Genomic DNA, 12,340 nt, shown 5'->3' with positions numbered 1-12,340 from the left:
GCCGTCCAACGCTTGATCTCTTCTTCCATTACCGCGCTCATTCGTGTCTCCTTGGAAAGGTTACACCTGAGCAGGAAATCACTGGGTCATTACACGCCGACACTGGTGTCCGTTGAGGCTATCGAGAGCGAACAGATGCGGGGGGTCGTTTTCGGGTATGGCAAGAAGTCCATCCATTGGTATGAGAACGGCCAGAAAGTCACCGCAGGGGGCATGACGATGGAGGCGATCCTGCATTCGCGGGAAGCCGAATATGTCCTGAAGGGGGAGCTCGACGACAAGTACTTGCATTATGTTGTCGATATTTCAGGTCGCCTGGCTCCGCGCAGGGCCGGCGAAGTTCCATTGGCGCCGGGTTTCTGTATCGATCGCGGGTTGGTTGGGGAGCCTTCGCTACCGAACCAGCGTGAGAACGTCGCCCTGTTCTTGAGGTTTCCGCAGCAGCCAGGGCTGGAAGTGAAGTTCGCCACTATGACGCCGGCGCAGCCTCCAGAACCGTTGACGTCCAGGATGGGCCGCAAAGATGGAGTCTCGGCCGCCGACCTTGCGCGTATCACCACCTTGCGCGAGGGTAGGAAGACCGTGAACGGAATTGCTGTTGAGGAGGTCCTGGAAACCTACGCGGAGCGAGATGGGAGGCGCACGCACCTATTCTCCTGGGAGGCGACGATCAATGGAGCGCCCGGCAATGCGCCCACGCTAACCCTTGAACTCGAGTTCAATGGTGAGGGATCTACCTCTTCCCTAAGCGAAAAGGATGCTTTGTCGCTCTGGGATGCGATCATCGACAGTATCCGCCCTCGGCCTGGTGCGATCCAGGCCCGGTGATGGCGTGATGCTCGCTAGGTCAGCGCCGATGCATGTGGAGCGGTTTCTAGGTGGAATGTCGTGGGGCTGGCAGCCCGGAGTTCTGGCGATCCTGCCGGCGGCAGGTCTCGCGGACTGTTGGACATACGGTAGTTCCGGCAGGGCATGCAGGAAGTCTGAGTTGCGACTGCGGGACCAGCAGGTTCGACCACGCCGCAGGAGGCGGGGCGCGATTGCGTCCGCGCCTGCAACTGCCATGGTCCTGTGGTGGAGAGATGCATGATCGAGCGCCGCTTTCACAAGGAGTGCCGGGTGATCGCCCGGAAAGGGCGTTTGCCGTCGTTGTTCTAGTGCGCTGACGGCCCCAGCGCTCAGGTCCACCAGTACCGGATCAGATGGAAGAACACCGGCGCGGCGAAGCAGACCGAGTCGATGCGGTCGAGCATGCCGCCGTGGCCCTCGATCATGTGGCCCCAGTCCTTGATGCCGCGGTCGCGCTTGATCGCCGACATCACCAGGCCGCCGAGGAAGCCCATCAGGTTGGCGACCAGCGCCAGTAGGGCCGCCTGCCAGGGCGTGAACGGGGTGATCCACCACAGCGCGGCGCCGAGCACGCTGGCCGAGGCCACCCCGCCGACGAAGCCCTCCACCGTCTTCGACGGCGACAGCTTCGGGGCGATCAGGCGCCTGCCGGCCAGCTTGCCCCAGACGTACTGAAGCACGTCGGAGGACTGCACCACGATCACCAGGAACGCGATCAGCAGCAGGTTGCGGCCCTCGTAGCCGGCGATCTGCAGGTTCATCAGCGCCGGCACGTGGGACACGCAGAACACGCTGATCATCAGCCCCCACTGCACCTTGGCGGTGCGTTCCAGGTAGCGGTCGGTGTCGCCGCCGATGGTCGCCAGGATCGGCAGCAGCAGGAACGCGTAGACCGGGATCAGCAGCGCGTACATGCCGTACCAGTCGGCGTACACCAGCCAGTACTGGTAGGGCAGCACCAGATAGAACGCCGCGAGCAGGGCGTAGTAGTCGCCGCGCCGGGTCGGGGTGAGGGTGATGAACTCGCGCAGCGCGAACAGCGACACCAGCGCGAACAGCACGATCACCCCGGTGCGCCCGCCGAGGAAGGCGATGCCGACGACCGCCGCCATCACCCACCAGGCGCGGATCCGCGCCACCAGGTTGTCGAGCACCGCGCTGGGGCCGCCGGCGCGCCAGCGCAGCGTCTCGGCCGCCGCGGTGGCCAGCAGCAGCACCGCGCCGATCCCGGCGAACAGCAGCGTCGCGTCCGACCAGCCCTGCACCAGCGCCCTCATGCGCGCTCTCCCGCCGGGCCGGTCTCCGCTGCACCGCGGCCGTCCTCGGACAGAGCCAGCAGCGCCGCGCATGCGCGGTCCAGGAATGCCTGCTTGTCCTCGCCGGGGCCCAGGCGCAGCGGCGCACCGAAGCGCGCGGTGCACAGCAGCGGCAGCGGCAGCAGCTTGCCCTTGGGCATCACCCGGCTCAGGTTGTCCAGCCACACTGGCACGCATTCCAGCTCCGGCCGCTGGCGCGCCAGGTGGTAGATGCCGCTCTTGAACGGCAGCAGGCCCTCGCCGGTATTGCGGGTGCCCTCGGGGAACAGGATCAGCGACCCGCCGCCGTCGACGGCATCGCAGAGCTGCTGGATCGGATCCTCGCCGTTTCGCTCCGACGCGTTGCGCTCGATCAGCACGGCGTTGAAGACGTTGCGGATCAGGTAGCGGCGGAACGGCCCGCGGTTCCAGTAGTCGGCCCCGGCCACGGGGCGCACCCCGTGCCGCAGCGCCGGCGGCAGCGCCGACCAGATCATCACGAAGTCGCCGTGGCTGGCGTGGTTGCCGAAATAGACGCGTCGCTCCGCCGAGGGAATGCAGCCCTCCCATAGCGCGCGGGCGCCGGTGAGCGCGTGGATGGCGGCGCTGAAGCCGCGCGCGATCAGCCTGTCGAGCATGGGAGCCGGTCCTTCATGAATCGGTCTTTCATGAGAAGTGCGCCGCCAACCACGCACCCGCCATCAGCAGCAGCTGGGCCCCGGCAAGCACGCCCTGCCGGCGCAGCCAGCCGCACGCGCCGCGCCAGCGTGCGTCCCAGGATCGCCCGCCATGGCCGGCCGGCTGCAGTCCCAGAGTCTGCAGGGAGTCGTCGAGGGTGCGCATTGCGTCCGCCTGCGGCAGCGCCGCGATGGCGTGGAACAGAGCGGCGTCGAAGTCGGTGCGGATGGCGCAGTACAGCTGCGCGACCGCCGCCAGCAGGCTGGCGATGAGCAGGGCCAGGACCGGAGCGCCCGGAGAGACCGGCGCCATCGTGCCAAGGATCAGCCAGAGGCCCGCCAGGCCCGCCAGCCCCAGCGACGCGCCATGCAACCGGCGGCCCTGGCGCAGCAGCAGCGCGATCGCCTGCAGGTCGAACGGCGCCCCGGTCACGGCGCCGCCTCCGCGGCGAGGGTCGCGGCGGGCGGCGTCTGCGCAGCCAGCAGCGCGTGCCGGTGGGCCTCACGCAAGACCACCTCCGGGCGCGCGGCGCGCAGCCGCCCGATCGCCCCGTCGGCATCCGGCGCGCGGCCGGTGGCAAGAAGCCATGCCGCCACCGCCAGCGCGCTGCGCGAGTATCCCAGCGCGCAGCAGACCAGGACCTGCCCGTGCCGACGTGCGTCCTCGATGGCGACGGCCGCCTCGCGCAGTGCGTCGGGCGGCGGCGCCACCAGGTCGAGCATCGGTACGCGGCGGTCGCCGGGCCGGGTGCCGCCGGGCAACGAGAGTTCCGCGCACACGTCGACCACCGCGCACCGCTCGCGATCGGACCATCCCGGAAGGCGCCCCAGCCAGACCCCGTCCGCCACTTCCACCGGCGCCGGGCGCCGGCGGGTCCAGGCCCGCGAATTGATCCACGCCGCCGCCAGGTACGGCGCGTAGAGCCAGCGCGCCGCCGTGCTCAGGCGACCGTCGCCGCGCTTCTGGAAGCCCGACGCGCCGAACCAGGCGTAGTTGCCCGCCACCAGCCCGAGCGACAGCGCCGGCCACCACAGCCACAGCCAGGCGCCACCGGCCAGCGATGCGGTGACGCCGCAGGCCACGGCCGCCGCCGTGTACAGCCCCGCCAGCCGCCAGCGCGCGGGATCGGCGGCCAGGCGCGCGCCGCGCCACGGCGCCGTGGTGCGCTCCGGCCACAGCCAGACGCACAGCCAACCCGCGGCCAGCCCGGTGGGGATGTCGATGAAGTGATGCTGGAAGGTGGTCAGCACCGAGGCGCAGACCAGCGCGAACCAGCCGTGCAGCAGCCAGCGCCAGGCGCCGCGCAGCACCTTCGAATAGCGCGTCCACAGCACCACCGTGATGGCGATATGCAGCGAGGGCGCCTGGTTGTACGGGCGGTCGAAGCCTTCCAGCGCCGCGAACATGCCTGCGAACACGCCGCCGCTTGCCGGCCGCTCGAAGCTGAAGGCCAGCGGCCACAGCAGGAAGCACGACACCGCCAGCACCTGCACCGACAGCAGCCGCAGGCAGTGCGTGTCCAGCTCGCGGCGGTCGCGGCAGAGGAACGGAGAGGCCGCGTAGAACAGGTTGGTGGTCCAGTAGGGCACGATGGTCCAGGCCAGGAACGGCACCGCCTGCTCCCAGCCGAAGACGATGCTGGGCACGTCCTCGCGCCTGGCCGCCATCGCGTTGGCGAAACCGTAGCTGGCGTAGAAGAACGGGCCGAGCAGCGCCAGCCACGCGAGCGCACGCTTCCACGGCCGGCCTGGCGCCCGCGCCTCCACCCGGCGCTACGCCTCGACCCGCTGCGCCAGCGAGACGGTGAAAATGCCCCAGCGGTCGATCCGCTGGGTCAGCTTGCGGAAGCCGGCCGCGGCCACCAGCTGGTCCATCTCGGCCTGGGTGCGGCGCCGCATCACCCAGGCCTGGCCGCCGCGGTGGCTGGTCAGGGCGCGGGCGATGAACTCCAGCTGCGGGTGCCAGGGCTGCCCGGTGTAGACCAGGTAGCCGCCGGCCGGCACCGCGTCGGCCAGGCCGCCCAGCGAAGCGTGCAGCAGGGCGTTGTCGGGAAACAGCTCGTACAGGCCGGAGACGATCGCCAGGGTGGGGCGCGGATCGAGCGCGGCCAGTGCGTGGCGGTCGAAGGCGTCGCCCTGTTCGAACGTGGCGATGTCCTCGGCACCGAACGCGGCGATCAGGGCGCGGCCTTTCTCGACGTTGAGTTCGCTGTAGTCGCGCAGCAGGATGCGGTCGGCGCGCTCGGTGCCGCGTGCCAGCGCCTCGAGCGCGTAGCGGCCGTGGCCGGCGGCGATGTCGGTGGCGATCGCCGGCATGCCGGCCGCGCGCAGCCGCCCCAGCGCCTCCCCCAGCAGCTCGCGCAGATGCTCTCGGCGCACCCGGATGCCGCGCCAGCCGATCGCGTCGAGATAGTTGCGGTCCACCATCCGCCCAAGCGGGCCGACACCGCGGGCGGTGTTCTCGTAGACGTAGTCGAGGGTGCTGCCGGAGTCGAAACCGGTCTCCAGCCCCAGCCGGATGCCGCGCGAGAGCAGACCGCCGAATCGCAGGCCGGCGCGAACCATGCGCCAGCGCAGGTTTTGCAGCGACCAGCGCTCGGGCGGCCAGGACAGCACCTGCGACTCGTCGAAGGTAGCGCCGTGGCGGTCGGCCTCGAGCAGCGAGGGCCGCCGCGCCGGTTCGGCGAAGCGCGCGTCCAGGAAAGCCCGCACCTTGGCGACCGCCACGGCGCGGTCGCGCTCGCCCAGGGTGTCGTGGAAGAACCCGGGCAGCAGGCGCCGCTCCTTGACGTGCGCGCCCAGGCGCTCGAAGAAGCGGTCCTGCGGGCCCCGGTGCACCACGAAGTCGGCGCCGGAGACCAGCAGCTGGGTCGGCACGGTGATCGCGTTGGCGTCGGCGACGACGCGCTCGGCCGTGGCGTAGAGATCCAGCAGCACCCGCGCCGAGATCGGCCGGGCGATCAGCGGATCGCTGCGGTAGCTGGCAATGCGCGCCGGGTCGTGGGTGAGGAACTGCGGCTTGACGTAGCTGTTGACGAAGAAGTTGCCCCGCATCTTCTTCAATATTGCAAGCCCGGGCCGGGCCAGCGGCACGTACAGCTTCACCTTGAACGCCGGAGAAGCCAGCACCAGCGCGCGAAGTGGCGGCGCGTAGTCGTGCACCCAGGTGGCGGCGATCACCGCACCTACGCTTTGCGCCACCACCGCGGTGTCGGTAGCGGCGATGCCGTGCTCCGCCGCGATCCAGGCGGCGAACCTGTCCAGGTCGCGCACCAGCGCATCGAAGCCGGGGGCATCTCCGCGTGCGCCCGGGGAGCGGCCGTTGCCGCGGGCGTCCCAGGCGAACACGTCGAAGCCGGGCATGTCCAGCTCGTCGGCCAGGTGCGCGATGCGCCCCGAATGCTCGTGGCCGCGATGCAGCAGCACGATCGCGCCGCGCGAGGGCCCCAGCGCCGGCCAGTGCCGGTAGAACAGCCGCGCGCCATCCCAGCTTGGAAAATCCAGTTCCTTCTGTTCACGCATCGATACATCCCCAATGGCCTGGCGGCCGTTTCAGTGCGATTCCCGCAATCCCCGATCCACCCGTCGCCACACCGTGACCAGGCACAGCAGCGCCATCGCGGCGAGCACCAGGTTCACCGTCGGCGCGGCGATCGCGCCCGACCCCAGAAGCACTCCGAGCAGTCCCACCACGAACGCCCGGTCGCTCTTGCCCATCGGGCCGTCGTAGCGGCGGGACGCCCCGGCCATGACGCCGAGTACGCCGGCATATTCGGTCAATGCCGCCAGCAGCGCCAGCGTCCAGGGCAGATGCGGCTGCACTCCCGGCACGCCCAGAAGGCTCAGGTAGAGCGCGGCGTCGGCGATCACGTCGCACAGCTCGTTGAGGTAGGCCCCAAGCCGGGACTGCTGCCCGAACTCCCGCGCGAGCATCCCGTCGATGGCGTTGAGCGCCATGCGCAGCAGCATCCACCCGGGCAGCAGCAGGTAGAGCAGGGGCTGCAGGGGCGCGCGCAGGTAGACCAGGGCGGCCACCGCCAGCGACAACAGCAGCGCCGCCAGCGTCACCTGGTTGGCGGTCGTGCCTGCGCGGTACAGCACATCCACCAGCGGGCGCAGCAGCGCCTGGAACCGTCCTTTCAATGCGTAGATCGACACTGCCTGCCCGTTCCCTGCGCCGCGGCGACCGGAAAGGTTAGCGCATCGTGAAGTCCAGTGCCGCGGTGGCCCTGGCGACCGCGTCGGGGCGCGGATGGCGGCCGCGCATTCCGGAAGTTTCGGTCCGGGGCAGGGCGGCCACGGCGCGGGTGGCTGCGCGCCAATGATGGCCGGTGGCTTGCCGGACAACGGGACTGCCGGGACAGATGGGGAACCCCCAGGGCCGTATCCTGTCCGAGAGGTCGACCCGCCCACCCGACAGCAGCCGTCATGCCCAGACTGACATTCTCTCCCCTGTTGATCGTCCTGGCGGCGGTCGCATTCGCCGCTCCCGCCGCCGCCAACCCCGACCCGGGGGCTGCACCGGCCACCGAAGCCGGCCCGTTGCATCAGTTGCGCATCTATCGCCTCTTCGACCAGACCCGGGAAGCGTTCCACGAACGCTTCCGCGACCACGCCGTGCGGATCATGCAGCGCCACGGTTTCGATATCGTCGCGATGTGGGAGGCACGCGGCGAGGAAGGGCCCGAATTCGTCTACCTGCTGCGCTGGCCCGACGAGGCCACGATGACCGCCCGCTGGGAGCACTTCATGGCCGACGAGGAGTGGGCCGAGATCAAGCGCGTCACCGGGGCCGAGCACGGCCGCTTCGTCGGCGGCATCGAGGAGCGCGCCATGCGCCTGGTCGACTACTCGCCGGACGGCCGGATCCGGTAGGGAGGTCCGGTCGGGGGTCGCGACGACCAGACCATCGTCTTCCCGGCCGTGCCGTGCACGGGGCGACCCGCTGGTGCCGAAGGTGGGACTCGAACCCACACGGTTTTAAGGCCGGCGGATTTTGAGTCCGCTGCGTCTACCGATTCCGCCACTTCGGCGCGGGTGGGGAGTATAGCGGAGCCTTCCGGGCAGGCGCCGCCCCCGGGTCTCAGAACATCCTGTAGCGGGCCATCGCGGCGGCCAGGACGAAGATGGCGGCCACCAGCGCCAGCTGCAGCCGGACGAACCCGCGCATGCGCGCCAGCTCGGCGGGGGCGGGCAGGCAGCCCGGGTCTGCGCGCAGCGCCTTGCGCCAGCGCAGGTAGCGCAGGGTCGGCACGATCGACAGCAGCCCCACCAGCAGGAACAGCCCGAGCTTGGCGTGGAACCAGGGGTTGGACAGGTAGTACTGCCAGCCCTTCGCGCCCCATGCCAGCCGCGCCGCGCCCACCGCCAGCAGCAGCAGCGCGGTCAATCCGTAACCGCCGTCGATGCCGGCCAGGCGCCGCACCGTTGTGCCGTCGACGGCGCCGCGCAGGACGGCCGATTCCAGCACCAGCATGGCCACCAGGCCGAAGACCAGCAGGTGGTGGAGGGAGGCGAGGAACAGGTCGACGAGCATGCCGGGGCGGTCCGCGGGAAACTGCCGCCGAGCGTAGCGTCCTGAGCGCTCGGGTCAGGTGCCGGAAGGCACGACTTCCGCAGCCGCGCGTGTAGCGGTGCGGCAGACTGCGGGGGTGCGCCCCTGCGCGGTGCGGCGCGGCCTCAGACCGCGCAGTCCACGCTCAGGCAGGTTTCGGTGCGCAGATACCACTCGCCGTGCTCGTGGGCGAACCTGGAGCACTGCTCCATCGGCGCCTTGTAGATGTGTACCGACACCGCGACGCGGTCGTCGCTGGCGTTGCAGATGGTGTGGTACTCGTGCGGCGGGATCAGGCTGCCGGCGCTGCCGGGGCCGGCCTGCATGCCGCCGGCGGCGCGGAACCGGAAGCGGTCGCCGTCGCGCTCGAGCAGTTCGAACTGGGTGATCTCCAGCTGGCCGTCCCACACGCCTTCCACGCACCACAGCCCGCAGTGGTCGTGCACCGGGGTGCCCTGGCCGGGTCCCCAGGTCATGGCGACGATGCTGTAGCCGTGTTCCGGGCTGCGATAGATCTCGCGGCGGGCGTAGTGGTCCTGGATCGGTTCGTAGACGCAGGCGGGCAGGTGCACGTCCGGGTCGCGGATCATCCCGCACAGGGTGTTGCGCAGGGCGGCGGTGACGGCGTGCTCGTCGCCGGAGGCGACCGCGGCGTCGATCGCGGCGATGAACTTGTCGTGGCCGGCGAAGGCCACGTCGGGCTGGGCGATGGCTGTCATGCGGGGCATTCTAAGCCTCCGCCGCGGGCCCTGCCCAAACCCCATGGCGCCGCGGTCCGGCAGGCGGGGAGGGTGCCGCCCGCCGACGAGGGTTCCTTCTGCGCCTGGCCAGGCGGGGGAGGGTCCGGGACTGGCGCCGTTCCGCCGGGGTTTCCCGCGGTTTTCGCGGCCATGGGGCACTCCTGCGGGCGGACCCGCCAGCGGCCGCTTCGCGTGATGCGCCACTTGCAAGGCGGGGCGCGCGGGGTTAGCTTCGACCCATGCCGTTCCCGACCGTCCGCATCCGCGCCAACCGCAACGCGAACAATCCGCGTTCGAACAATCGCGCGCCCACGCGGCGGGTCGGCGAACAGGCATAGCGGCACGAGCAAGCAGTCCTGATCCCCGAGAACCCGCGCACCGCGCGGGTTTTTTGCGTGGTGCGGCCGCGGCCCGCGTCCTCTCCCGGACGCGGCTGCCGTTTCCCTCCCGCAGCAATGGAGTCAATGCAGATGTGCTCGATCCTTGGAATCTTCGGCCTGCAGCCGGGCGACGATGCCGCCGCCCTGCGCCGACAGGCGCTGGAAGCCTCGCAGCGCCAGCGCCACCGCGGCCCCGACTGGAGCGGCGTGTACCTCGACGAGGGCGCGCTGCTGGTGCACGAGCGCCTGGCGATCGTCGACCCGGCCGGCGGCGCGCAGCCGATCCGCTCGCGCGACGGCGGCCTGGCGCTGGCGGTGAACGGCGAGATCTACAACCACCGCGAACTGCAGGACGCGCTCGAAGCGCCCTACGACTTCACCACCGGCTCGGACTGCGAGGTGATCAGCGCGCTGTACCGCGAAGCCGTGGTCGCCGGGGCCTCGCCGGCCGGCTTCCTCGACCGTCTCAACGGCATCTTCGCCTTCGCCCTGTGGGACCGCGAGCGCGGCAGGGCGCTGGTCGCCCGCGATCCGATCGGCGTCTGCCCCCTGTACTGGGGGCACGACCGCGAAGGCCGCCTGCGCGTGGCTTCTGAAATGAAGGCGCTGGCCGACAGTTGCGCCGATGTCGCCCAATTCCCGCCCGGCCACTGGTACGACAGCGCCAGCGGCGAGCTGCAGCGCTATTACGCCCCGGCCTGGCGCGACTACGACGCGGTGGCGGGCGTGGCCGTCGGCCGGAACGAACTGCGCGTGGCCCTCGAGCGCGCGGTGCACCGCCAGCTGATGAGCGACGTGCCCTACGGGGTACTGTTGTCCGGAGGGCTGGACTCGTCGCTGGTCGCCGCGGTGGCCGCGCGCTACGCGCGCCGGCGCGTGGAGGACGACGACCGCAGCGAAGCCTGGTGGCCGCGCCTGCACTCGTTCGCGATCGGCCTGCAGGGCTCGCCGGACCTGGCGGCCGCCGAAGTCGCCGCCGAGACCATCGGCACCGTCCACCACGGATTCGAATACACCTTCGAGGAGGGCCTGGATGCGCTGCCGGAGGTGATCCGCCATATCGAGACCTACGACGTCACCACCATCCGCGCCTCCACCCCGATGTACCTGCTGGCGCGGCGGATCAAGGCGATGGGCGTGAAGATGGTGCTTTCGGGCGAGGGCAGCGACGAGATCTTCGGTGGGTACCTCTACTTCCACAAGGCACCGGACGCACGCCAGTTCCACGAGGAGCTGGTGCGCAAGCTGGACGCGCTGAACAACTACGACTGCCTGCGCGCCAACAAGTCGATGATGGCCTGGGGCGTGGAGCCGCGGGTGCCGTTCCTCGACCGCGAGTTCCTCGACGTGGCGATGCGGATGGATGCGAAGCACAAGATGGTCGGCGCCGCCGGCAGCGGCCGCCGCATCGAGAAGGAGGTGCTGCGCGAGGCGTTCGAGGGTTACCTGCCAGAATCGATCCTGTGGCGGCAGAAGGAACAGTTCAGCGATGGCGTCGGCTACGGCTGGATAGACGGGCTGAAGGCCCACGCCGAGCGCCAGGTGAGCGATCGCGAACTGGCCGCGGCGGAGCGCCGCTTCCCGGTCAATCCACCCCAGACCAAGGAGGCCTACTGGTACCGTTGCCTGTTCGAACAGTGCTTCCCGACTCCGGCGGCCGCGCAGACCGTGCCGGGAGGCAAGTCGATCGCCTGCTCCTCGCCGGCGGCGATCGCCTGGGACGCCGCTTTCGCCGCGGCGGCCGACCCGTCGGGGCGGGCGGTGGCGGGAGTGCATGCCACCGCCTACTGACCGCCTCGTCCTCGGGCTCGTTCATCCGGCGAAGAACCGGGCGCAGCCGCCCGGCCGTGCGGCAATAAGGCGAGGACCTCCGCGGTATCGACGACCTCGGCGAACTCGGCGCGCAGCGTCGCCAGATGCGCGCGCTGGAGGTCGTCGGCCGCAATCGTGCCGCCGTCGCCGTCGGCAAGGTCGAAGCAGCAACAGGCATCGCCGACCACGGTCACGCGGTAGCCCAGGTTGGCGCCGACCCGGGCGGTGGTCGAGACGCACATGTCGGTGCTGATGCCGAACAGCACGATGCTTTCGATGCCGCGGCGACGCAGGCGCAGGTCGAGATCGGTGCCGATGAAGGCGGCGTTGACGGATTTGGCCACCAACGCCTCGCCCGCCAGCGGCGCGAAGCCCGAGCGGAAGCCGTTGCCGGGGTGTCCCGGCGCCAGCGACGAGCCGGGCTCGACCGAATCGTGACGCACGTGGATCAACGGCAGGCCGCACGCGCGCCACGCGGCGAGCAGGCGCAGGCCGTTGGCCTCCATCGCCGGATTGTTGCGGCGCGGCCACGGCGGGTCGTCGAAACCCAGCTGGACGTCGATCGGGATCAGCGCCGTGCGTGCATCGAGTTTCATGCGTCGTCCTTCGCGGCCGCGGCCGGTGCCGCATCCGCCGGACGTCCGCCATAGGCGCGTTCGACCCGGGCGATGCGCAACTGGAACCCCGCATACCAGTGTCCGCGGCCGTGCTGGCGGGCGGCGCGATGTTCGGCATGGTCGCGCCAGGCCGCGATCGCGGCTTCGTCGGTGAAATAGGCCACGGTGATGCCGAATCCCTCGGCGTCGCGCGCGGACTCGGCGCCGAGGAAGCCGGGCTGCTCCTGCACCAGATCGAACAGCCGCGCCGCGGCGGCGTCGTAGCCGGCCGAATCCAGGCCGTTGCGTTGGGAGGAGAAGATCACCGCGTAGTGCGGCGCCGCCGACAGGCTGGCGAAACCGTGGGCATGCGACATGGCGGGAAGCGGCAGTGGCGGGGACCGCACTGTCCTGCTCGCCGGTGCCGGTTTCAACCC

The 12,340-nt window shown here is 70.4% G+C and carries 13 protein-coding genes and 1 tRNA gene; 3 read left to right on the top strand and 11 right to left on the bottom strand.

Annotation, left to right across the window (positions count from 1 at the left end; translation table 11 throughout):
* Positions 1-828, top strand: an 828-nt coding sequence (locus QFW77_RS09015) for a T6SS immunity protein Tli4 family protein (RefSeq protein ID WP_280574235.1), incomplete at its 5' end; no start/stop codon positions are given.
* 350 nt (positions 829-1,178) lie between these two features.
* Here QFW77_RS09015 and QFW77_RS09010 read toward each other — a convergent pair.
* Genes QFW77_RS09010 through QFW77_RS08985 form a run of 6 tightly spaced genes read right to left on the bottom strand, consistent with a single transcriptional unit; the run spans position 1,179 to position 6,979 of the window.
* A complete protein-coding gene (locus QFW77_RS09010; protein WP_280574234.1) occupies positions 1,179-2,126 on the bottom strand; it encodes a phosphatidate cytidylyltransferase in 948 nt (315 codons plus the stop codon).
* Entirely contained in the window at positions 2,123-2,782 is a 660-nt protein-coding gene (locus QFW77_RS09005; RefSeq protein ID WP_280574232.1) for a lysophospholipid acyltransferase family protein, read from the bottom strand. Before QFW77_RS09005 ends, QFW77_RS09010 begins: the two co-directional genes overlap by 4 nt.
* A 28-nt stretch (positions 2,783-2,810) precedes the next feature.
* Positions 2,811-3,254, bottom strand: coding sequence for a hypothetical protein (locus tag QFW77_RS09000; RefSeq protein WP_280574231.1), 444 nt, complete (start codon positions 3,252-3,254; stop codon positions 2,811-2,813).
* The gene (locus QFW77_RS08995; protein WP_280574229.1) at positions 3,251-4,588 is read right to left on the bottom strand and encodes a phosphatase PAP2/dual specificity phosphatase family protein; all 1,338 of its coding nucleotides are present in this window, start codon (positions 4,586-4,588) and stop codon (positions 3,251-3,253) included. Before QFW77_RS08995 ends, QFW77_RS09000 begins: the two co-directional genes overlap by 4 nt.
* A 6-nt stretch (positions 4,589-4,594) precedes the next feature.
* Positions 4,595-6,343: a bifunctional alpha/beta hydrolase/class I SAM-dependent methyltransferase gene (locus QFW77_RS08990; RefSeq protein WP_280574228.1), complete on the bottom strand. Its 1,749-nt coding sequence runs from the start codon at positions 6,341-6,343 to the stop codon at positions 4,595-4,597.
* 30 nt (positions 6,344-6,373) lie between these two features.
* Entirely contained in the window at positions 6,374-6,979 is a 606-nt protein-coding gene (locus QFW77_RS08985) for a CDP-alcohol phosphatidyltransferase family protein (protein ID WP_280574227.1), read from the bottom strand.
* Positions 6,980-7,249: 270 nt separating this feature from the next.
* Here QFW77_RS08985 and QFW77_RS08980 point away from each other — a divergent pair, with 270 nt between their 5' ends.
* A complete protein-coding gene (locus QFW77_RS08980; protein WP_280574225.1) occupies positions 7,250-7,696 on the top strand; it encodes an NIPSNAP family protein in 447 nt (148 codons plus the stop codon).
* A 71-nt stretch (positions 7,697-7,767) separates the two neighbouring features.
* On the opposite strand, the gene QFW77_RS08975 is transcribed toward QFW77_RS08980, so the two are convergent.
* The 3 genes from QFW77_RS08975 to QFW77_RS08965 form a co-directional block, all read right to left on the bottom strand.
* A tRNA-Leu gene (locus QFW77_RS08975) sits at positions 7,768-7,854 on the bottom strand.
* 50 nt (positions 7,855-7,904) lie between these two features.
* Complete coding sequence (locus QFW77_RS08970; protein WP_280574224.1) at positions 7,905-8,357, bottom strand: DUF2214 family protein; 453 nt, start codon at positions 8,355-8,357, stop codon at positions 7,905-7,907.
* A 143-nt stretch (positions 8,358-8,500) separates the two neighbouring features.
* The gene (locus tag QFW77_RS08965) at positions 8,501-9,094 is read right to left on the bottom strand and encodes a cysteine dioxygenase family protein (RefSeq protein ID WP_280574222.1); all 594 of its coding nucleotides are present in this window, start codon (positions 9,092-9,094) and stop codon (positions 8,501-8,503) included.
* A gap of 491 nt (positions 9,095-9,585) precedes the next feature.
* Between QFW77_RS08965 and asnB the strand changes: the two genes are divergently transcribed.
* Positions 9,586-11,286 (top strand): asparagine synthase B, encoded by a 1,701-nt coding sequence (gene asnB, locus QFW77_RS08960; RefSeq protein ID WP_280574220.1) that lies wholly within the window; start codon positions 9,586-9,588, stop codon positions 11,284-11,286.
* Here the strand turns inward: asnB and QFW77_RS08955 are convergent.
* Both QFW77_RS08955 and QFW77_RS08950 read right to left on the bottom strand, forming a co-directional pair.
* Entirely contained in the window at positions 11,280-11,903 is a 624-nt protein-coding gene (locus QFW77_RS08955) for a cysteine hydrolase family protein (RefSeq protein ID WP_280574217.1), read from the bottom strand. The genes asnB and QFW77_RS08955 overlap by 7 nt on opposite strands.
* Positions 11,900-12,280: an antibiotic biosynthesis monooxygenase family protein gene (locus QFW77_RS08950; protein WP_280574216.1), complete on the bottom strand. Its 381-nt coding sequence runs from the start codon at positions 12,278-12,280 to the stop codon at positions 11,900-11,902. The genes QFW77_RS08955 and QFW77_RS08950 overlap by 4 nt, the downstream gene beginning before the upstream one ends.
* Positions 12,281-12,340 lie beyond the last annotated feature (60 nt).

The sequence above is a fragment of the Luteimonas endophytica genome (genome assembly GCF_029887875.1).
Lineage (GTDB): Bacteria > Pseudomonadota > Gammaproteobacteria > Xanthomonadales > Xanthomonadaceae > Luteimonas > Luteimonas endophytica.
Note: the sequence above shows the minus strand (reverse complement) of the source record. Positions and strands in the feature narration are given on the sequence as shown.